16 protein-coding genes are annotated in these 18,792 nt (G+C 68.4%); 9 read left to right on the plus strand and 7 right to left on the minus strand.

What is annotated here, in order from left to right; genetic code table 11:
- Positions 1-5 precede the first annotated feature (5 nt).
- Positions 6-1,781, minus strand: a complete 1,776-nt coding sequence (sucB, locus tag ACWDSI_RS11525) for a 2-oxoglutarate dehydrogenase, E2 component, dihydrolipoamide succinyltransferase (protein WP_449756609.1) — start codon at positions 1,779-1,781, stop codon at positions 6-8.
- A gap of 178 nt (positions 1,782-1,959) precedes the next feature.
- Positions 1,960-3,486 carry a leucyl aminopeptidase gene (locus tag ACWDSI_RS11530; RefSeq protein ID WP_449756610.1) on the minus strand — a complete coding sequence of 509 codons (1,527 nt, stop codon included), beginning with the start codon at positions 3,484-3,486 and terminating at the stop codon, positions 1,960-1,962.
- Positions 3,487-3,572: 86 nt separating this feature from the next.
- On the opposite strand from ACWDSI_RS11530, the gene ACWDSI_RS11535 reads away from it, so the two are divergent.
- The 4 genes from ACWDSI_RS11535 to ACWDSI_RS11550 all read left to right on the plus strand — a co-directional run bounded on the left by ACWDSI_RS11535 (position 3,573) and on the right by ACWDSI_RS11550 (position 7,293).
- Positions 3,573-4,205, plus strand: a complete 633-nt coding sequence (locus ACWDSI_RS11535; RefSeq protein ID WP_449756611.1) for a CHAP domain-containing protein — start codon at positions 3,573-3,575, stop codon at positions 4,203-4,205.
- A 105-nt stretch (positions 4,206-4,310) separates the two neighbouring features.
- Positions 4,311-5,420 (plus strand): glycine cleavage system aminomethyltransferase GcvT, encoded by a 1,110-nt coding sequence (gcvT, locus tag ACWDSI_RS11540; RefSeq protein ID WP_449756612.1) that lies wholly within the window; start codon positions 4,311-4,313, stop codon positions 5,418-5,420.
- Between the two features lie 73 nt (positions 5,421-5,493).
- On the plus strand, positions 5,494-6,600 hold the full coding sequence (locus tag ACWDSI_RS11545; protein ID WP_449756613.1) for a branched-chain amino acid aminotransferase: 1,107 nt from the start codon (positions 5,494-5,496) through the stop codon (positions 6,598-6,600).
- Between the two features lie 117 nt (positions 6,601-6,717).
- Entirely contained in the window at positions 6,718-7,293 is a 576-nt protein-coding gene (locus ACWDSI_RS11550) for a mycothiol transferase (RefSeq protein WP_449756614.1), read from the plus strand.
- A gap of 21 nt (positions 7,294-7,314) precedes the next feature.
- On the opposite strand, the gene ACWDSI_RS11555 is transcribed toward ACWDSI_RS11550, so the two are convergent.
- From ACWDSI_RS11555 to ACWDSI_RS11565, 3 genes are read right to left on the minus strand one after another with little or no spacing between them, the layout of a single operon-like run.
- Positions 7,315-8,106, minus strand: a complete 792-nt coding sequence (locus tag ACWDSI_RS11555; protein WP_449756615.1) for an adenosylcobinamide-GDP ribazoletransferase — start codon at positions 8,104-8,106, stop codon at positions 7,315-7,317.
- Positions 8,107-8,112: 6 nt separating this feature from the next.
- Positions 8,113-9,852 carry a nicotinate-nucleotide--dimethylbenzimidazole phosphoribosyltransferase gene (gene cobT, locus ACWDSI_RS11560; protein ID WP_449756616.1) on the minus strand — a complete coding sequence of 580 codons (1,740 nt, stop codon included), beginning with the start codon at positions 9,850-9,852 and terminating at the stop codon, positions 8,113-8,115.
- A gap of 7 nt (positions 9,853-9,859) precedes the next feature.
- Positions 9,860-10,537 (minus strand): DUF3043 domain-containing protein, encoded by a 678-nt coding sequence (locus tag ACWDSI_RS11565; protein WP_449747172.1) that lies wholly within the window; start codon positions 10,535-10,537, stop codon positions 9,860-9,862.
- Between the two features lie 59 nt (positions 10,538-10,596).
- On the opposite strand from ACWDSI_RS11565, the gene ACWDSI_RS11570 reads away from it, so the two are divergent.
- From ACWDSI_RS11570 to ACWDSI_RS11580, 3 genes are all read left to right on the plus strand, one after another.
- Positions 10,597-11,664, plus strand: coding sequence for a glycerate kinase family protein (locus tag ACWDSI_RS11570; protein WP_449747171.1), 1,068 nt, complete (start codon positions 10,597-10,599; stop codon positions 11,662-11,664).
- 112 nt (positions 11,665-11,776) lie between these two features.
- A complete protein-coding gene (locus ACWDSI_RS11575; RefSeq protein WP_449756617.1) occupies positions 11,777-12,136 on the plus strand; it encodes a HesB/IscA family protein in 360 nt (119 codons plus the stop codon).
- A gap of 145 nt (positions 12,137-12,281) precedes the next feature.
- On the plus strand, positions 12,282-13,253 hold the full coding sequence (locus ACWDSI_RS11580) for a carbohydrate kinase family protein (protein ID WP_449747169.1): 972 nt from the start codon (positions 12,282-12,284) through the stop codon (positions 13,251-13,253).
- A 9-nt stretch (positions 13,254-13,262) separates the two neighbouring features.
- Here the strand turns inward: ACWDSI_RS11580 and asnB are convergent, their stop codons facing one another.
- Complete coding sequence (asnB, locus tag ACWDSI_RS11585; RefSeq protein WP_449756618.1) at positions 13,263-15,188, minus strand: asparagine synthase (glutamine-hydrolyzing); 1,926 nt, start codon at positions 15,186-15,188, stop codon at positions 13,263-13,265.
- Positions 15,189-15,537: 349 nt separating this feature from the next.
- On the opposite strand from asnB, the gene ctaC reads away from it, so the two are divergent.
- Both ctaC and ACWDSI_RS11595 read left to right on the plus strand, forming a co-directional pair.
- On the plus strand, positions 15,538-16,692 hold the full coding sequence (ctaC, locus tag ACWDSI_RS11590) for an aa3-type cytochrome oxidase subunit II (RefSeq protein WP_449747167.1): 1,155 nt from the start codon (positions 15,538-15,540) through the stop codon (positions 16,690-16,692).
- Positions 16,689-17,105, plus strand: a complete 417-nt coding sequence (locus ACWDSI_RS11595; RefSeq protein ID WP_449747166.1) for a cytochrome c oxidase subunit 4 — start codon at positions 16,689-16,691, stop codon at positions 17,103-17,105. Before ctaC ends, ACWDSI_RS11595 begins: the two co-directional genes overlap by 4 nt.
- A gap of 65 nt (positions 17,106-17,170) precedes the next feature.
- Here the strand turns inward: ACWDSI_RS11595 and ACWDSI_RS11600 are convergent, their stop codons facing one another.
- Positions 17,171-18,721, minus strand: coding sequence for a diacylglycerol kinase family protein (locus tag ACWDSI_RS11600; RefSeq protein ID WP_449747165.1), 1,551 nt, complete (start codon positions 18,719-18,721; stop codon positions 17,171-17,173).
- Positions 18,722-18,792: the final 71 nt, after the last annotated feature.

Genomic DNA, 18,792 nt, shown 5'->3' on the forward strand with positions numbered 1-18,792 from the left:
TTCCGTCAGAGCCCGAGATCCGCGGCGAACTCGCCGGCCTCGAGTCGCTTCTTGATCGTGGTCAGGAAGCGGCCCGCGTCGGCGCCGTCGATCAGGCGGTGATCGTAGGTCAGCGGCAGATACGACATCGACCGCACCGCGATCGACTCCGAACCGTCCTCACCGGTGATCACCACCGGACGCTTGACGATCGCGCCGGTGCCCAGCATCGCCGCCTGCGGCGGAACCAGGATGGGGGTGTCGAACAGCGCGCCCTGGCTGCCGATGTTGGTGATCGTGAAGGTGCCGCCGGCCAACTCGTCGGGCTTGAGCTTGTTGCTGCGGGCCCGGCCCGCGATGTCGGCGATCGCCCGGGCGAGTCCGGCGATCGACAGATCATCGGCATTGTGGATCACCGGCGAGAGCAGGCCCTGCTCGGTGTCCACCGCGATACCGAGATGCACCTTCTCGTAGTAGGTGATCTCCTTCTTGTCCTCGTCGATCGACGCGTTGACGTTGGGATGCAGCTTGAGCGACTCGACCACCGCCTTGGCGATGAACGGCAGGAACGTCAGGTTGACGCCCTCGGCGGTGCGGAACGAATCCTTGGCCGCCTTGCGTAGCGTGACGATCTTGGTCATGTCGACCTCGAACACCTGGGTGAGTTGTGCGCTGGTCTGCAGCGACTCCCGGGTCTTCTTCGCGGTGATCTGCCGAATGCGGTTGATCTTCTGGGTGGTGCCGCGCAACTCGGCGAGTTCCGGACGGATCTCCTTGCCCGCGCTCGGCGCCGAGGGTGCCGCCGGGGCGGCGGCAGCGGGTGCCGGGGTGGGCTCTGGTTCGGGAGCCTTCTTCGCCTCGGCCGCAGCGAGGACGTCCTGCTTGCGAATGCGACCGCCGACGCCGGTGCCCTTCAGCGAGTTGAGGTCGATGTCGTTCTCCGCGGCCAGCTTTCGCACCAGCGGGGTCACATACGGCGTCGACTCCATGGTCGGCGGCTCGGACTCCGTCGCCTTCGCGGGTTCCGGCTCCGGTTCCGGCTCGGGCTCCGGTTCCGGTTCGGGCTCGGGCTCCGGCTCGGACTTCGCGGGTTCCGGCTCGGGTTCGGGCTCGGGCTCGGGCTCCGGTTCGGGTTCGGGTTCCGGTTCGGGTTCGGACTTCGCCGCCGCGGCGTCTCCGATCACCGCCAGCTTGCCGCCGACCTCGACCACGTCGTCCTCCTCGGCGACGATCTCGAGCAGCGTGCCGGCAACCGGCGACGGAATCTCCGTGTCGACCTTGTCGGTGGACACCTCGAGCAGCGGTTCGTCGGCGGCCACTTCGTCGCCCACCGACTTGAGCCAGTTGGTGACGGTGCCCTCGGTGACCGATTCGCCGAGTTCGGGCATCAGCACGTCCGTGCCCGACGACCCGCTCGGAGCGGCCTTCGCCGTCGGCTTCTCCGCCGGGGCGTCGGAGTCGGTCGAGGGTGCTTCCGGTTCGGGTTCCGGTTCGGCGGCGTCCTCGGGCTCGGTGCCGCCCGACGACGCGGAATCCGATGAGTCGTCGTCGGCGGGCGACTCGCCCTCCTCGCCGATCAGGGCCAGATCGCCGCCGACCTCGACCACGTCGTCCTCATTCGCGATGATCTTGGTGAGCACGCCCGACGTCGGTGCGGGGATTTCGGTATCGACCTTGTCGGTGGAGACCTCGAGCAATGGCTCGTCGGCCTCGACGGTGTCTCCCTCCTCCTTCAGCCACCTGGTGACTGTCCCCTCGGTGACGCTTTCACCGAGGGCGGGCATCTGGACGGAGAAGGCCATCGTTGTTGACTCCTCAACTCGACGTGTGTCTGTGGTGGTGCCGGTGGCGGGTGTGTCACCGGATCCGGGTGGCTGCGGGTGGTCGGCCCCCACGCGTGTAAACCCTACCCGCCGGTGGCCCGGCACACGTGGCATGTCGGCACGAGGGTCACTGTGGGTTCACCGGCGGGTCACCGGCTCACCCGTTCTCGCCGATGTCCTCGAGAACCCGGGCGATGGTGCGGACGGGTACGCCCGTACCACCCTTGGGGGTGTAGCCCCACGGGCCGCTGGTGTTGAAAGCCGGTCCGGCGATGTCGATGTGGGCCCATTGCACGCCCTCGGGCACGAAGTCCTTGAGGAAGAGCCCTGCGACGAGCATGCCGCCCCAGCGGTGCGGTGCCACGTTGGCGAGGTCGGCGACACGGGATTTGAGGTCGGCGCGCAGCTCGCTCGGCAGCGGCATCGGCCAGGCGTTCTCTCCGACCTCTGCCGAGAGTTCGGCCACGCGGTCGCGGAAGTCGTCGGTCCCCATCACACCCGAGGTGCGGTTGCCCAGCGCCACCATCTGCGCGCCGGTGAGCGTGGCGGTGTCGATGAGGTAGTCGGGCTCGTCCTCGCAGGCGCGCACGATGGCGTCGGCGAGTACCAGACGCCCCTCGGCGTCGGTGTTGATCACCTCGACGGTGGTGCCGCCGTACTGGGTGAGGACGTCGCCGGGCCGCTGCGCGGTGCTCGACGGCATGTTCTCGGCCATCGGGACCGTTGCGGTCACCGACACGTCGAGGCCCAGCCGCGCGGCGAGGATCGTCGCGGCGATGACCGCCGCGGCACCTCCCATGTCGGAGGTCATGTTCTCCATGTTCGCGGCCGGCTTGATGGAGATGCCACCGGTGTCGAACGTGATGCCCTTGCCCACCAGAGCGACCTTCTTGGCGCCCTTGGCGCCGGCGTGGGTCAGCCGTACCAGGCGGGGCGGGCGGGAACTGCCCTGTCCCACGCCGATGACGCCGCCGTAGCCGTCCTTGGCCAGTTGCGCGTCGTCGAGGATCTCCACCTTCAGTCCGGCCTTGCTGCCCAACGCCCGAGCACGCTCGGCGAACTCGGCCGGGTAGAGGTGGCTCGGCGGAGTGTTCACGAAGTCACGGGCGATGGCGGTCGCGTCGGCGACGGCGACGGCGTGGTCGAGTTCGGCGGCGGCCGCTTTGCCGGTGTCCTCGACGAGGAGCCGAACGGTGGACGGTGGGGTCTTCTTCGGCCGGGACTTGTCGGAGCGGAATTCGTCGAAACGGTACGAGCCGAGAAAGAACCCCTCGGCCACCGGCGCGATCGCAGCGGTCGCGAGGGTGGTGGCGACCTGCGTGTGCCCGTCGAGCGCACGAGACACGACCCCGGCGGCCTGTCGGAGCTTCTCGTCGTCGTCGAGGTCGTCGGCGGACCCCACGCCGACGGCGACCACGACGTCGACGCCGAGGGTCGGCGGTGCGGGCACCGACGTCACCTCGCCGTGCTTGCCGGTGGCGCCGAGTGCGGTCAACGCGGTGGTGATCGCCGACGCCTGCGCGTCGTCGAGCACGCCGTCGCCCACCACGAGGGTCGGTGGCTCGTCGGCGTCGGGGTCGGGGGAGATGAGGCCGATGACCAGGGCGTCATCCGCCTTGTCGAGGGAAGAGGCCAATTGGGTCTGTGGGCCGCGTGTGCGGTCGACGTTCTCGTTCTTGCTCACGGGTCAACTCTGCCACGTCATTTGGCGGACCGACATCGCTGCCCCGTTCGGTCGGCCGGCGCCGGTGTGGCACCTAGGCTGACGCGGTGACCAGCACTACCAGCGCGTCGCACAACCGACGGAGGTGGCCCCGGGTCGCCGGCGCGGCGATCCTGGTGGCCATCGTCGTTGGGGTGGGCGCGGTGGTTGCGGTGCATCGGGCATCCGACCCCGACGGCACGCTCACCCGTGCGGCGGGCACGCCCTTCCTGGGATCGGCGCGACCGCGTTTTCCCGCCGTCGACACCGCCGGGCTGAGTCCGGTACGGGCGCGGATCGTCGCCATCGTGCACGCCCAGTACGACGAGAACGCGCCCGGCACTACGTATTCCGACGGTGTCGAGGAGTCGTGGTGCGCCGACTTCGTCAGCACCACGATGCGCAAGGCGGGAGTGCCGTTCGACAACCCGAATTCGGGGTCGTGGCGGATCCCCGGTGTGGCGACGCTGACCGACTATCTGCATGCCAGCGGGCGGTGGCGTCCGCCGACCCGCACCCCCGAACCCGGGGACATCGTGCTCTACGACCAACCCAGTCACTTCCGCCAGCACACCAACATCGTCGTCGCACGCCACGGTGACACCGTGACCACTGTCGGGGGTGCCGAGGCGCAGGGCGTCACGCTGGCCCATTTCGACGTGCGCACCGTAGGCGGGATTCAGGGATACGGGGTGCCGTGAGGCGCGAGACCGGTGAATCACCTGGCTGACGCGAGTCCCGCCGGGGATGGTCGCAGGCTGAAGCGGGGTGACCCGTGCTTGCGGCGTGACGCTAACCTGAGCGCCATGACCGAACTGCTCGCCGGACCCATCGCCGATCGTCACAGCGCCCTCGGAGCCACGTTCGCCGAGTTCGGCGGATGGAGCATGCCCGTCTCCTACGCGGGCACCGTCGCCGAACACACCGCGGTGCGCGAGGCGGTGGGCATCTTCGACGTCAGCCATCTCGGCAAAGCTCTCGTCGCCGGGCCGGGCGCGGCGACGTTCGTCAACTCCACACTGACCAACGATCTCGGCAAGATCCGCCCCGGAAAGGCGCAATACACGTTGTGCTGCAACGACTCCGGCGGTGTGATCGACGATCTGATCGCCTACCTGGTGGCCGACGACGAAGTGTTCCTGGTGCCCAATGCGGCCAACACCGCCACGGTGGTGGCGGCGTTGGCCGCGGTCGCACCCGACGGGGTGGAGATCACCGATCAGCATCGGGATTACGCGGTGTTCGCAGTACAGGGCCCCAAGAGTCCCGACGTGCTCGCGGCGGTGGGGTTGCCCACCGAGATGGAATACATGGCCTTCGCCGACGCCGAACTGCGTGCCGGCGACGCCGCCTATCCGGTACGGGTGTGCCGCACCGGATACACCGGCGAACGCGGCTACGAGATCCTGCCGCGGTGGGACGACGCCGGCCCGGTGTTCGACGCTCTCCTCGCGCAGGTGAGTGCGGCCGGTGGCCAACCCGCGGGCCTCGGCGCGCGCGACACACTGCGCACCGAGATGGGATACGCCCTGCACGGGCATGAACTGTCCCCGGACATCACGCCGAATCAGGCGCGCACCGGCTGGGCCGTCGGATGGGACAAACCCGCCTTCTTCGGTCGCGACGCGCTGCGCGCCGAGAAAGAGGCCGGACCCGTCCGCCGGCTGTACGGGCTGCGCGCCACCGGCCGTGGCGTGCCGCGTGCGGGGTTGAGCGTGCTGTCGGGTCCCGGTGGCGAGAAGGTGGGGGAATGCACCTCGGGGACCTTCTCGCCGACGCTCAAACAGGGGATCGCGCTGGCGCTGATCGACACCGCGTCGGGCATCAAGAAGGGCGCCGAGGTGGTGGTCGACGTGCGTGGACGCGCACTAACCTGCGAGGTGGTGATCCCGCCGTTCGTCGAGTCGCACGTGTGACCCCGGGGCAGGGGCCGGTCGGGGTGTACGCCGCGGTTCGAAATCGATTGCGGTGCGGCGCTACCATTGCGCAATGACCTTGCAGTTCACCCGTACCGAGCATCCGCATCCGGTGTCGGAGACGCGGCGCGCGGAGATTCTCTCCGCCCCCGGTTTCGGCAAGTACTTCACCGACAACATGGTGCTGGTGGATTACGACGTGGACCGGGGCTGGCACAACGCGAAGGTGACGCCCTACGGTCCGATCGCGCTCGACCCGTCGGCGATGGTGCTGCATTACGGCCAAGAGGTCTTCGAGGGACTCAAGGCGTACCGGCAGCCCGACGGCTCGATCGCGGCATTCCGGCCCGAGGCCAACGCGTTGCGATTGCAGCGCTCTGCGGAGCGACTGGCGATGCCGCCGCTCCCGGTGGACGACTTCATCGGCTCGCTACGCGCGCTGCTCGACGCCGACAACGAATGGGTGCCCGATGCCGGCGGTGAGGAGTCGCTGTATCTGCGGCCCTTCATGTTCGCCTCGCAGGCCGGCCTCGGTGTCAACGCGCCGTCGGGTCAATACGTGTACGCGGTGATCGCCTCACCGGCCGGGGCGTATTTCTCCGGCGGGATCAAACCGGTGAGTGTGTGGCTGAGCACCGAGTATGTGCGTGCCGCGCCCGGCGGCACCGGGGCCGCCAAGTGCGGCGGCAACTACGCGGCCGCGTTCCTCGCGCAGGCCCAGGCCACCGCCGAGGGCTGTGACCAGGTGGTCTGGCTCGATGCCGTCGAACGTCGTTTCATCGAGGAGATGGGCGGCATGAACCTGTTCTTCGTGTTCGGTTCCGGCGCGGACGCGCGACTGGTCACGCCGGAACTGACCGGGTCGTTGCTGCCTGGTATCACTCGCGAGTCGCTGCTCACCCTGGCGACCGACGCGGGGTTCTCGGTGGAGGAGCGCCGGATCAGCACGGAGGAACTGCGCAAGGGCGTCGCCTCCGGCGACATCACCGAGGTGTTCGCGTGCGGCACCGCCGCGGTGATCACCCCCGTCGGCCGGGTCAAGGGCGAGACCGAGGACTACACCATCGGCGACGGGACCACCGGTGAGGTCACCCAGGCGCTGCGTGACACGCTCACCGGGATTCAGCGCGGCACCTTCGCCGACACCCATGGCTGGATGACCGAGCTGTATCACCGCTGAGGCGGTGTCGGCAGCCGCCCAGAATTTCTTTCCCGTGAAGGCGGGTATCGGGGACCGCAGGTGTCCGCGATACCCGTCATTCTCGTCGTGACCGATCCCCGATCCGAGGAGAGAGCAATGGGATTTCTGGCACCGACCGTCACCGACGAGCACGACGCCCTCACCCGATTCCTGGTGCAGCAATGCGAGCAACTGCGGACCACCGCGCTCGGGCTCGACGACGCGCAGTCGCGGCTGACCCCGACCGCGGGCGCACTGTCCATCCTGGGTTTGCTGACCCACGTCGCACAGTGCGTGGAGATGTGGATGTCGAGCGTGGAGAGCGCACCGGCGCGGCGCACCGTTGAGCAGGTCGCGGAGCTGACCGCACAGATGGGGCTGCCCGTGGAGAACTTCAGCGGGGCGGAGGTACCCGATCTCGGTCTCGACGACGTGGTCGCGGTGTACGACCGGTTGGTGACATCGCTTCCGGCGCGGATCGCGGTGTTCGATCTCGACGCCCGGGTGCCGGTGCCCGACGCGCCGTGGTTTCCCAAGGACCTCGAGTCGTGGAACGTGCGATGGGTGTTGGATCACTTGATCACCGAGGTGGCGCGGCATGCGGGTCAGGCCGACATCATCCGGGAGAGCATCGACGGCGCCATCGCCTATGAACTCAACGCCCGCGCCGAGGGGCAGGAGTGGCACGGCTGATCGACTCGATCCACGATCCGGCTAGATCAACAGCCCAACCAGGGCGATCGCCGTGCCGAGTTCGATGACGGCCCCGAGTACGTCACCGGGGATGCCGCCCATCCGGCGTGCGCAATGTCGGGTGAACATCCACGCGAACCCCAGCACGACGAGCGCGGTGAGCGCCGCCCGCACGGACCCGCCCGGTCCGCTGTCGGCGGCGCCCGCCAGCCCTGCACAGACGATCGCGATCGGGATCCACACCCATATCGACCACCATTGTGTTCCGGCGACCAGGGCGCCGAATCCGTCCGGATGAGCCGGTCGGAGTCGGCGTCGACAGGCGACGATCACCGCCACCCGTCCCAGCAGCACGGCCACGGCGATCTCGGCCCACCGGTGCTGTTCGCCGAGAGCCGCGATACCCGCGGCCTCGATCAGCATCACGACGACGACGGTGGCCACCCCGAACGGCCCGGTGCTGCCGCTGCGCATCACGTCCGCGACCCGTTCGGGCGATCCGTAGCAGCCGAGACCGTCGGCGGTGTCGGCGAGGCCGTCGAGATGCATGCCGCGGGTCAGCAGCGCGAGCGCGGCCACCGTCAACACGCCGATCAGTGTCGGCGGGAGCGCGGTCTGCGACAGCGCCCAGGCGAACGCGGCCGCGATGGCGCCGAGCAGCGCCCCGACCACCGGCACCGCGGTGATGACGGCGCCGCCGAAGCGCCGGTCGATCGTGTGCGGGGCGGGCACCGGGATCACGGTGAGCCACGACAGCGCACCGCCGAGGGCACGGACGGGGCCGACGCGCCCCGTGCGGTCGCGCTCGGTCACGACGGATCAGACGCTCGCGCCGCGCGTCGCCGACTCGGTATCGGCGGATTCGCTGACACCGGCCTCACCGAATGTCGCCATCCCGCGCAGGATGTGCACCGACGAGGTCACCGTGGGCAGCGCCATGAGTGCTCCGCTGCCCTCGCCGAGCCGCATCCCGAGGTCGAGGATGGGTTCGAGGTCGAGGTGCTCGAGTGCGAAGGAGTGCGCCGGTTCCACCGAGCGGTGTCCGGCGACCCACCACCGCGCCGCACCAGGCGCGAGGTCGGCGGCCAGTAGCGCCGCGGCGGTCACCACCACGCCGTCGAGGATCACCGGCGTGCGGCGCACCGCGGCCTGGGCGAGGAATCCCGTCATCGCCGCGATGTCGGCGCCGCCGACGGCGGCGAGCAGGGCGAGGGGATCGTGGATGTAGGCGCGTCCACGTCGCATGCCGTCGCGGATCGCGGCGGTCTTGCGCATCCAGCCCAGGTCATCGATGCCGGTGCCACGGCCCACCACCTCGACCGGCTCGTGCCGGGTGAGCGTGCCGACGATGACGGCGGCGGGCGTGGTGTTGCCGATGCCCATATCGCCGGCGATCAGAAGATCCACGCCGGAATCGACGAGATCGTCGACGATCGCACGGCCGGCGGCGAGAGCCTCGCGGGTCTCGGCGAGGGTCAACGCATCCTCGACCCTCAGGTCGCGGCTGCCGCGTCGCACCTTGAATGTGGAGATCTCCGGGGCGGTGTCGGCGTCGACGGCCATGTCGACGACGCGAACCAGCGCGCCGCCGGCGCGCGCCAGCACATTGACCGCCGCACCACCGGTCGCGATGTTCGCCACCATCTGCGCGGTGACCTCCGGCGGGTAGGCCGAAACACCGTCGGCCGCCACGCCGTGGTCGCCGGCGAAGACCACGACGGTCGGCTGCTCGATCGGCCGGGGCGGGCAGACGCCTTGGCATGCCGAGATCCACACCCCCAATTCCTCGACGCGGCCCAGCGAACCGGTGGGTTTGGTCAGCGAGCGCTGGCGGTCTCGGGCGGCGTCGGCGATCTGTGCGTCGGGCGGATCGATGGCGTCGAAAACCTCGGCGTCGGTGGGATCCACGCGGCCGGCGGTCACCCCGAACGCCGCCGCCGCGGACACGCTCGACGGGGATGTGGGCACGCTCGACGCGGTTGTGGGCACGCTCGACTCGGATGTGGGCACGCTCGACGCGGTTGTGGGCACGTTCGGCAGCTCCACGACCCGGCCGGCCACGACCAGCAGCACGCGATCGCAGACGGCGGCGACGGCGGCGTTGAGCGTCCCCAGCCGGTCCTGGAACACCCGGCCCGCCGGGGTCGGCGGCACCGGCGAGAGTCCCACCTCGGGGCTGATCAGCACGAGGTCGGACTCGAATGAGTCGACGGCCGCGCACAGATCGCCGATGTCGGCGCCCCCGTCACCGCCGGCCCAGCCGTTCGAGGCGTCGAGCCGTGCCGCGAGCCAGTTGCCCAGGTCATCGATCAGCGTGGGGGTGGCTGGCGCATCGCGCAGCGCCGCGGTCAGTTCGGTGGTTTCGACGGTGGTGTAACGGGAGTCGCGCCGGCGTTTGTGGGCGTCGACGCGCGCCACCCAGTCCGCGTCGGAGGTCAACGTCGGACCGGTCGCCAGGTAGCGCACCGCGTCGTGAGCCGCCAACAGCGATTCGCCGACCGCGGATTTGCCCGACCGCACGCCCCCGAGCACCAGCGTGCGGGTGCCCCTCGTGGTCATCCTCGCGTCAGACCGCGTCGCCGGGGGACACCTGCGGCTTGGGCGCCCGCATCATGCGCAGCTGCATCGCGCGCGTGAAGGCGTACCAGCCCAGACGGAAGCCGGTGTCGGTGGAGTCCGGGAATCGTTCGGCCACACGTCGATTCACCATGCGCCCGAGGATCACGCCGTCGATCGCCATGAACAGGACGAACACGAGCAGCACATACGTCGACAACGCCTGGATGCTGGGCAGGAACATCACCACGATCAGCAGGATCGCGAACGGCATGAACAGTCCCGCGAAATTGCGACGGGAGTCCACGAGGTCGCGGGTATAGCGCCGCACCGGCCCCTTGTCCCGTGGCATCAGATACCGTTCGTCGCCGGCCATCATGCGCTCGCGCTGCTCGAGGCGCTGCGCCTTTCGATCGTCGGCGGCCTTGCGCCGGTCCTCCCTGCTCAGCGAGGTCTTGAGTTCCTTCTTGCGGGCGCGCGCCTCGGCGCGGGTGGTGGGCGGCGGCGCCACCGGGCCGCGTCGACGGCCCTGTGCCTCACGTCGTGTCGGCGTCGGCCGACCCTTGCCGGGGGTGTACGCACTGCCCTTCGACTCGGTTGCCTCGTCGGCCTCGGTGTGTGCGGAGTCCTGCGTGGACACCGCGCTTTCGACGGCCGAGTCGTCGTCCTTCTTCCATGGCAACTTCACATCCACGAGGGTAGGTGATCCGCGCTGCCGGGGTTCCCCGACCTCCCTATACTCCCGGCATGCGCATCCTGATCGCGCCGGACTCCTTCGGCAATACCCTCACCGCGGTGCAGGCCGCCGATGCGATCGCCCGCGGCTGGGGTGGTGTCCGTCCCGCAGACGACCTCGTGCGCGCCCCGCAATCCGATGGCGGACCGGGGTTTGTGGATGTGCTCGCCACCCGGTTCGGTCGCACGATCACCGAGACCGTCTCCGGGCCGCTCGGCGCATCGGTGTCGGCGCAGTGGCTGCTCGACGACCGCGATCCCGCGCACCTCGTCGGGTACATCGAATGCGCGCAGGCGTGCGGCCTACATCAACTCGGTGGCGGTCCCACGCGCCGGACGTCGCTGGCCGCCGACACCTACGGCGTGGGTCAACTCGTCGATGCCGCCGTGCGCGCCGGTGTGGCCGAGGTGGTGGTGGGCCTGGGCGGCAGCGCCACCACCGACGGAGGACGCGGCATGATCGACGCCCTCGGCGGCCCCGACCAGGCGACACGACGGATGGCGGGGATCGCGGTGGTGGCCGCGTCGGACGTGGAGAATCCGCTCCTCGGGCCCCTCGGCGCAGCGTCGGTGTTCGGTCCGCAGAAGGGCGCGGATCCGGACACGGTGGGTGTGCTCGAGGAGCGGCTGACGCAGTGGTCGCGCGTCCTGGCCGGGATGTCGGGCAACGACGTGAGCGCCGAACCGGGGGCGGGTGCCGCGGGCGGCCTGGGGGCAGCCCTGCTGGCACTCGGCGGGCACCGCGTGTCGGGTGCGACGGTCGTGGCCGACGCCACCGATCAGGTCGCCGAGGTGAGCCGTGCCGACCTCGTGGTGACCGGCGAAGGCAAGTTCGACTCCCAGACCCTGCGGGGCAAGGTTGTGTCGGCGCTCACCGCCACCGCGTCGGCGGCCGGCATACCCACCGTGGTGTTCGCCGGACAGGTGACCTTGCCCGCCGCCGAGATCGAGGCCGCGGGGATCGCCGCGGCGTACTCGATCGTGGAGATCGCGGGTTCGGTCGAGGTGGCGATGAATGACGCCGACCATCAACTGACCCTGCTGGCCGCGCAGGCCGCCGGGCGGTTCGCGCGGGAATAGCGCGACGGGGAGTACCGTTGATGACGAAATCCGGACACCGGAACCCGACATCCAGATCCTCGACACCGAAATCCTCTTCTCAAGAGCCTGGACACCGACACAAGGAGCATCGATGACCGTGCAGAACGAATCCGGCACCGCCACCACCACCGGTGTCATCCTCACCGACGCAGCTGCGGCCAAGGCCAAGGCACTGCTCGACCAGGAGGGGCGTGACGACCTCTCGCTGCGTATCGCGGTGCAGCCCGGCGGTTGCGCGGGCCTGCGCTACCAGCTGTTCTTCGACGATCGCAGCCTCGACGGCGACGTGACCGCAGAGTTCGCCGGTGTCACCCTCGCGGTCGACCGGATGAGTGCCCCTTATGTGCAGGGCGCCACGATCGACTTCGTCGACACCATCGAGAAGCAGGGTTTCACCATCGACAACCCGAATGCGACCGGCAGCTGCGCCTGCGGCGACTCCTTCAACTGATCGACCGCACCTCCACATCGACCGCACCCCGACGCCGGGGTGCGGTCGATTGTCGTGTGCCCCCCATCGGCCGCCACGCACGGTTGGGTAGCGTGTGGGTGCCGTTCATGTTGTGTTCATCACTGCACCCCGAGAGGTCGTCGCCGTGACAATCGTCGTCTGTGGCTCCATCGCAACCGATCATCTGATGAAGTTCCCGGGCAAGTTCTCCGAGCAGATCCTCGGTGACCAGCTCGATCACATCTCGCTGAGCTTCCTCGTAGAAGACCTGGTGATCCGGCGCGGCGGGGTCGGCGGCAACATCGCCTACGCGATGGGTGAGCTCGGCGGTTCGCCGGTCCTCGTCGGCGCGGTGGGATCGGATTTCCACGACTACCGGCAATGGCTCGAGGCCCACGGCGTGGATTGCAGCGCCGTGCAGGTCTCCGACGTACACCACACAGCGCGATTCATGTGCACCACCGACGAGACGATGGCACAGCTGGCCACGTTCTATGCCGGGGCGATGAGCGAGGCACGCGACATCGACCTTGCCGGCGTGCTCAATCGAGTGGGCGACACCGACCTCGTCCTGATCGGCGCCGACGACCCCGCCGCCATGCTGAGCCACACCAGGACGTGCCGCCGACTCGGCGTCCGGTTCGCCGCCGATCCGTCGCAGCAACTCGCCCGGCTCGACGGGGAGCAGGCGCGTGAGCTCATCGACGGCGCGGCCTATCTGTTCACCAACGAATACGAGTGGGGCCTGCTGCGGCAGAAGACGGGGCTCTCAGAAGCGCAGGTGTCCGAACTCATCGGGGTCCGGATCACCACCCTGGGTTCGGGCGGCGTCGAGGTGGTCGACCGGGACGGCACCCGTACGCACGTCGCGGTGGTGCCCGAAACCGAGAAGGTCGACCCCACCGGCGTGGGCGACGGATTCCGCGCCGGTTTCCTCTCGTCGCTGTCCAAGGGACTCGGCTTCGAGCGGGCCGCGCAGGTGGGTTCGATGGTGGCGGTGCTGGTTCTCGAGACGGTGTCGACACAGGACTGGACCTGGGACCTCGACACCGCGATCGCGCGCATCGAAGGGGCCTACGGCGCCGAGGCGGCCAAGGAGATCGCCGAAGCCCTCTAGGACCGGCGGTTACAGCCGGACGGGGTAGCTGTGGTCGGTGATCTTCGGTTCCAGCGAGCGTTCGACGAAGATCGCGTGCCACACCATGAACATCAGCACCGTCCACAGGCGGCGGCTGTTGTCCACCGTCCCGGCCCGATGCTCGTCGAGCATGCCGAGGATCATCGGCTTGTTCAACAGGTGGTCGGTCTGCGACGAGGTGATCGTGGTGCGCGCCCACTCGTACATCTCCCCGCCGGCCAGCCAGTGCCGGATGGGAACCGGGAAGCCGAGCTTCTTCCGATGCAGCACGTGCGGTGGGACGATCTGCTCGAGTGCCTTGCGCAGCGCATATTTGGTGGTGCCGTGCGAGATCTTCTCGTCGTAGGGGAGTTGTTCGGCGATCGCGAACACCTCCGGGTCCAGGAACGGCACCCGCAGTTCGAGTGAGTTGGCCATCGTCATCTTGTCGGCCTTGACCAGGATGTCGCCGCGCAACCAGGTGAACAGGTCGATGTGCTGCATGCGGGCCACCGGGTCCCAGCCCTTGCTCATCGCGTAGATCGGCGCGGTGACGTCGGTGTGTGTCCACTCGGGCCGGTACTTACGCAGCACCGCGGCGAGCCGTGCCTCGTCGAAGCTGCGCGCGTTGCCGTAGTAGCGCTCCTCGAGTGTCATCGAACCGCGGTGCAGCAGGCTCTTGCCGCGGGTGCCCTCCGGGATTCGGTCGGACATCTTGCCGGCGAGGCGGCGCGCCGAACCGGGTAGCCGGTCGAACGCCGACAACGAGAGCGGTTCCTTGTAGATGGTGTAGCCGCCGAACAGTTCGTCGGCCCCCTCGCCGGAGAGCACCACCTTGACGTGCTTGCGCGCTTCCTTCGCGACGAAGTACAGCGGGACGAGCGACGGGTCGGCCACCGGGTCGTCGAGATACCAGATGATCTCGGGAATCGCGGCGATGTACTCCTCGGGACTGACCACCTTGACGATGTGGCGGGCACCGATCGCCTCCGCCGATTCGACGGCCACATCGATCTCGGAGTAGCCCTCGCGTTCGAAGCCGGTGGTGAAGGTGATCAGGTCCGGATTGTGCCGGATGGCCAGTGCGGCGATCGCTGTCGAGTCGATGCCGCCGGAGAGAAACGAGCCCACGGTGACGTCGGCGCGCATGTGCTTGGCCACCGAATCGGAGAGCACCTCGGCGATCTCGTCGTAGCGTTTCTGCCGGTCGGCGTCGGTGAACGGGCGCACCGTGAACTGGGGGTCGAAGTAGCGGCGCATCGCCGGTGGCTGCCCCGGACGGACCGTTGCGTACGAGCCCGATTCGAGTCGGCGGATCGAGCTGTGCAGCGTCTCGGGCTCGGGTACGTACTGCAACTCGACGTAGTGCTCGAGCGCGCGCACGTCGAGTTCCTCCGACAGCCCGAGGTGGCCGATCAGCTCCAGCAGGCTCTTCTTCTCACTGCCGAATGCGGTGCCGCCCGGGCCCGTCGCGATGAACATCGGCTTGATGCCGAACCGGTCGCGGGCCAGGAACAGGTTGCGTGTCTCGGTGTCCCAGATCGCGAAGGCGAACATCCCGCGCAGGCGGCGTACCGACTCGGGACCCCAGTGGTGGAACGCCGCGACGATGGCTTCACCGTCGCCCTGCGTGGCGAACTGCGCGCCCTTCTCGCGGGCCAGTTGCTCGCGCAACTCGAGATAGTTGTAGATCTCTCCGTTGAAGACCAGTGCGTACCGTTCCGGATTGTCGGTCGGGCCCCAGCGCAGCGGCTGGTGTGAGTGATCGATGTCGATGATGGACAGCCGATTGAACCCGAACACCAGATCGGTGTCGTTCCAGGTGCCCGGTTCGTCCGGGCCGCGGTGGCGCATGCAATGCGAAGCGTCGGCCACCAGCTCGACGGCGTCGGCGGCCGTACCGTCGGCGGACAGAAGACCGAGCAAACCACACACCAGAAAAGCCTCTTTCGACGCGGATGACGGGGGCCGGGATGGATACCCGGGCTGCCTGACGAGTATGCCGTATCCGCGGAAGACCAACCCGTCGGCCGGAGCCGAGCAGGAGGTTCGCGGGCCGTGCGGGCCGCGACGCGCGGAAAACGACGCGCGTTCACACCCCAACCGAAAAAGTTCCCACGAGTTGGTCTACGCTGCGTAGTACATGGCGCGACGACCGTTTTTCGGTGGCTGGGCCCCGTTCACAGAACCGGGGCGGGAACCGAAACCGGACGATGGTGTCAGTGCAGGTCAGGTGGGATGCGACTCGGTGCGCGGCAACTGCGCGGCGGGCGAGCAGGAAGGCGTGAAATTGGCACACGGTGAACGGTCCCGCGTACGGCGTGCAACGTCCGCGTCGCGGAAGGCCAACCGGGTCGGCCTCAAGCGGGTCGGAGCTGTCGTGGCGCTCGGTGTCGGTGCGCTGTTGATGTCGGGTTGCGACGCCCGCACCGCGATGCGATTCGGCTGGCCGGCGGGTGTGACCCCGGAAGCCACCGACATGGGCAATCTGTGGACCTGGTCGGTCATCACCGCGCTCGTCATGGGAATCCTGGTGTGGGGCCTGATCTTTTGGACCATCACCTTCCACCGTCACAAGTCGGCCCCGGGCAAGGACGAGTTCCCCCGCCAGACCGCATACAACGTGCCGCTCGAATTGGCGTATACCGCCATTCCTTTCGTCATCATCGCGGTGCTCTTCTACTTCACCGTCATCGTGCAGACAACGGTGGAGAAGAAGACCGACGATCCCAAGGTCGTCGTCGATGTCACCGCGTTCCAGTGGAACTGGAAGTTCGGCTACCGCGAGGTGACCTTCGCCGACGGCGCCAAGTACGACGGTTTCGTCCGCGGGGCGAACCCCTTCGAACTGCAGGTGCAGCAGAGCGAGAAGATCGGCAGCGGCGAGACCATCGAGATCCCCGGACCCGACGGCGGACGCAGCGATGAGGTGCGCGACTACCTGCAGTTCAACAAGATCGAGACCATCGGTTCGTCCTCGACCATCCCGGTTCTGGTGGTGCCCACCGACCGTCGCATCGAGTTCGACCTGGCCTCGGCCGACGTGGTGCACTCCTTCTGGGTGCCCGAGTTCCTCTTCAAGCGCGACGTGTTGCCGTTCCCGAAGCAGAACCACAGCGACAACTCGTTCCAGGTGTCTTCGATCGAGCGCGAGGGCGCATTCGTGGGCCGCTGCGCGGAAATGTGCGGCACCTACCATTCGATGATGAATTTCGAGGTGCGTGCGGTCTCTCCGGAGGACTTCGACACCTACATCAAGTACCGCGAGGGGCATCCGGCCGTGACGCCTGCGCAGGCGCTGCAGTACATCTGCCAGCAACCCAACTCGGTGGTCACCGTTCCCTTCGACACGCGACGACAGTCCAACGGAACCGCAACGGCGACAGGTGATCCGAACAACACTCGCCTGCCCAACTGCACGATCGGAGCGCAACAGTGAAAATCGAGGCCCGGATCTTCGAACTGCTGACGGTCTTCTTCTTTCTCGCGGGCGTCGTCTACACCATCCTCACCGCGATCACCAGCCGTGGCGTGGAGTGGGTCGGTGTGGTCGGCATGTTCTTCAGCGCCGGCCTGACACTGATCGCGGGCACCTACTTCAGGTTCGTGTCACGGCGCGTCGAGATCCGTCCCGAGGACTACGAGGACGCCGAGATCGAAGACGGCGCAGGTGAACTCGGTTTCTTCAGTCCGGGCTCCTGGTGGCCGATCCTGATCGCCGGCAGCGCCGCACTGTTCGCCATCGGCTTCGCGACGAGCAATTTCTGGCTCGCGATCTTCGCAGCAGCCTGCATCGTGGGTTCGGCGGCAGGTCTGGTGTTCGAGTACGTCGTCGGTCCCGAGAAACACTGACGATCATCAACCTCACGCGCCGCGTCCGGGAGATCCCGGACGCGGCGCGTTCGTGTTGCGCCCGTTCAGATGTGACGGGGCGTGACACTTGTGCCGTACACCTCGAGTGATCGGTAGTCCACCCGGAACCGCGCATCCCGGTAATCCTCGCCGACCTCGCCGTCGTGCGCGACGACCACCGGATCGTCTGCGGTGAACCGGAACTGCGGTGTTTGCACCTCGTGGTAGAGCGGTGACCGCTGCAACCGGCCGGTGAGCGCGCTGGTGGCCAACCGCAGCACCGTGAATCGCCGGCCGGCGTCGATGTAGCGGATGTCGAGCAGGCCGTCGTCGAGCCTGGCACGACGCGCGGGAGCGAACCCCGATGAGCCGTACATCGAATTGCCCAGCAGGAACAACGAGGTCTCGACGGTCCGCCCGTCCACGGCGATCCGCACCGGTTCGGTGTGCCGCACGATGTGCACGAGTGCCCACACCGACGCGGCCACCTTGCCCATCCGGTGTTCGAGGCGTGAGCGGGCCCGCACGAAGTGGGGATAGGCGCCGATGCTCGCCGTGTTGAGAATGAGGCGGGTGTCGTTGAGCCACACCGCATCGACACGTGTCACCGTCCCGGTACGCAGGGCGGCGATGGTGTCGTCGACGGTGGCGCAGCCGATATCGCGGGCGAAGTGATTGAGTGTTCCCGCGGGGAACACGGCCAGCGGGATTCCGGCACCATGGGCCGCGGCGGCCACCGTCGACACGGTACCGTCGCCGCCGGCCACGGCCAGCACCTCGGCACCCGCCGCCGCGGCCTGCGCCACTTCGGCATAGTCGTCGTCGGGGCCCAGTTCCACGATCTCGGCATGCGGCAGTGCTGTGCGTACCCGATCGATGACGTCGCCACCGTTGCCGTCTCCCGCAGTGGGATTGGCGAGCACGACGACGCCCTCTCCGTGCGGTCGAGGACGTGTGCCAACCAGTGACGGGTCGGCGATCGAGATGTGGCGCACGGTGATCGGAGGAGCGATCTGGCCGCCGAGGGTTGCGATTCCGGCGCCGATGCCCCAACCGATGATCACGTCACCCGGGTAGTGCGCTCCGGTGGCGACCCGGGAGAGACCGACCAGGCCGGCCAGCGCGGAGGTGATCAGTCCGGCCGGCGGTGACTCCAGTGCCACACCCACGGCAAAGGCGGCTGCGCTCGCCGAGTGTCCGGACGGCAGCGAGTTGGACGTCGGCTGATGAGCACCGCGTCGCGGGATCGGGACCAGCGTGGGGGTGGGCCGCGGGCGCCGCCGGACGCGTTTGGCCACTTGGTTGGTGAACGCGCTGGTGACCCCCAGGGACAGCACGCCACGCACCGCGCCACGCTGCAGCCGGGTGTTGCCGGTGAGCAACATTCCCCCGGCGATCGCGAACCACAGCTTGCCGTGATCGGCGGCACGCGACAGCGGTGGCATCGTCTCGTCGAGCAGCCGATTCGGTGATCGCGCAAGGGTTTCGAAGAGTTCGGCGTCGAGGGTACCGAGTCCACGGGTGAGCTCACGCACGTGCGACTGCAGGGCGTCCTGGTTTCCCGACCCGGTGGGGTGGGGGAGGGGACGGGGCCGGCGAAGACGTCTGGGGCGCATCAGTCCACCGTAGGTGATGGGACAGGAAAGAAACTCGGCTGCCGACACGATGGACGTGTCGGCAGCCGAGA

The sequence above is a fragment of the Gordonia sp. NPDC003429 genome (genome assembly GCF_053588575.1).